2 protein-coding genes are annotated in these 2,363 nt (G+C 73.5%); both read right to left on the bottom strand.

Annotated features, from left to right (window positions below; all coding sequences use genetic code 11):
- Positions 1-27: 27 nt before the first annotated feature.
- A complete protein-coding gene (locus ACFWE2_RS25240) occupies positions 28-966 on the bottom strand; it encodes a Ppx/GppA family phosphatase (protein ID WP_377226952.1) in 939 nt (312 codons plus the stop codon).
- 112 nt (positions 967-1,078) lie between these two features.
- Positions 1,079-2,363 (bottom strand): HNH endonuclease (locus ACFWE2_RS25235; protein ID WP_377226951.1); only part of this gene is annotated, 1,285 nt, incomplete at its 5' end.

Genomic DNA, 2,363 nt, shown 5'->3' with positions numbered 1-2,363 from the left:
GTCCGCGGCGGACGACGCCCCCCGCCGCTAGCCGACGCCGATGTGCGGCATCTGGTCGAGCCGCTGCAGGATCACGCCCTCGCGCAGCGCCCACGGGCAGATCTCGAGCTCGGTCAGGTCGAAGACGTCCATGCACGCCTCCGCGACGAGCGCGCCGGGCACTATCTGGTGCGCCCGGCTCGGCGAGACCCCGGGCAGCCGGGCCAGGTCGTCGAGGCTCGTGCGGGTCAGCTCGTCGATCCGGTCCCGCAGCGCGTCGAGCGACAGCACCCGCCGCACGAGCGGGCCCTCCGCCGCCGGCGCCGCGCCGCAGATGCGCGCGAGCGAACGGAACGTCTTGGACGTCGCGGCGGCGCGGTCGGGCCGCCCGGCCCGCAGGAGGGTCCCGGCGTTCTGCGCTATCTCGGCACGCAGCTCACGGCGCAGCGCGCGCAGCGCCTCGGCGTCGGGCGCCACCCCGAAGTGGCTGCGAGCCAGGCGGGCCGCCCCGAGCGGGAGCGACCACGCGGCGTCGGGCGCCTCGTCGGCGCCGCCTGCGATCTCGAGGGAGCCGCCGCCGATGTCGAACACGGCGAGCCGCCCGGCCGACCAGCCGAACCAGCGGCGCACCGCGAGGAACGTCAGCCGGGCCTCGTCCTCGCCGCTCAGCACCTCCAGCCGCACCCCGGTGCGCTCGTGCACCGTCTTGAGCACCGTCTCGGAGTTCACCGCGTCGCGTACCGCCGACGTCGCGAACGCCAGCGTCTCGGCGCAGCCCCTGTCCTCCGCCAGGCGCACGGCCTGTGCGGTGAACTCCACGAGGGCCTCGACGCCCGCGGGGCTGACGGCGCCGTCGTCGTCCAGGTGCTCGGCGAGCCGGAGCGGCTGCTTGTAGGAGGAGGCAGGGAGCGGCGCCGCGCCACCATGGGCGTCGACCACCAGCAGATGTCCTGTGTTGGACCCGATATCAAGAACGCCCAGACGCATGGAGCAGACGGTACCCCGGTGGTCGACCCCGATCAGCGTCGTGTCGGCGATCAGCCAGACCCGGGCATGCCGATGGCCGCCGCGAGGGTGGGTTCCGCGGCGGTCGGCGGGTTCAGCGAGCAGGCACCTCGGATGTACGTGCGCCGGGTGGGTGTGCCCAGGTGAGGTCGGGTCGCGACCGTGGCCGGCGCCCGGGGCCGACCTGCTCGTGTCGCCCGGGTGGGCGGTAGGCGATCGCGCCACGGTCGCGGCCGGTGTGGCACCCGATGCTGTACCGGCTGCGTGGAACGCGCCCGGGTGCGGGCCCGGTCATGCCGACCGCCGGGGTCCACGACGGTGTCGCTCGCCCCGCATCGTCCTCGCCGCCGTCCGGGACCGTGCCGCTGAACAGGTCCAGCTCCCTGACAGGGGCGGCCGGCGAGGGCACGATCGACGTGTCTTCGTCCCTCGTGTCCTCGTCCCTCGTGTCCTCGTCCCTCGTGTATTCGTCCCTCGTGCTCACGGATCCCGCGGCCGCGACCGGCCGTGGTGGTGCGGGCGCGACGAACACGGACGTGTGCCCCGTGGGCATGGTCGTCTCCACGGCGTGCCGGCCGTCGATCTCGGTGACCTGCTGCGTCCACCCTGGTGCCCGCTTCGCGTGATTACACCGGACACACAACCCCTGCCCGTTGGCCAGGCTGGTCTGCCCGCCCTCCGCATGCGGGGTGATGTGGTCGATGTGCCGCACCGGCGCGTCACACCACGACGACGCACAGATGCCCTGCTCCCGCGCACGCAACAACTGCGCCAAACCACGGGGATGGAACCGGGACGTCGACGTCGTCGCCAACAGGCGGCCCCTGGGATCGACATAGACCGCCCGCAGCCAGGCCGCGTCGGCGTCGAGCCCCTGCGCGGCCAGGTTGCGCGCCACCGGGGCCGGGACCGTGCCCACCCCCGCCGGAGCACCCTCCAGCACCACGGCGGGCTCGTCACCGTCGGCGAGCAGGGTCTGGTCAGAGACCAGCAGATTGATCGTCACCGGCACCTCACCAGCACGACCGGGCTCGCGACCGGTGACGCGTTCGATCAGGGTGTCGGCCATGATCTGCCCGGCACCCCGCTCATCACCCCCGGCCTTGGCCGCGTCCGCCTGGGCCTTCAGCAGGGCATACGCCTGCACACCCTGCTGCATCGGAACCAACGCGGTCAGGTACACCATCAGGTCCGGTGCCGGACGCACCGAGACACCACGTTCCGAGACCGCCCTCGCGTTCCGCTGCACGCACGCGTGCACGTCCAGCTTCCCGGCGAGCTCCCTGATCCGGGCGACCAACCGCTTCGTCCCCATCCGGCCAAGCGCCGCCAGGCGCGCCGGCCCGCAGACCTCCTCATCGACCCGGACCCGGTCCTCG

This window comes from Promicromonospora sp. NPDC060271, from assembly GCF_042726755.1.
GTDB lineage: Bacteria > Actinomycetota > Actinomycetes > Actinomycetales > Cellulomonadaceae > Promicromonospora.
The sequence above is the reverse complement of the archived record's forward strand: the minus strand, read 5'-3'. Positions and strand labels throughout refer to the sequence as shown.

Coding starts and splice junctions, on each gene's coding strand:
- ACFWE2_RS25240 (WP_377226952.1), bottom strand. CDS start 966: ATGCGTCTGGGCGTTCTTGATATCGGGTCCAACACAGGACATCTGCTG.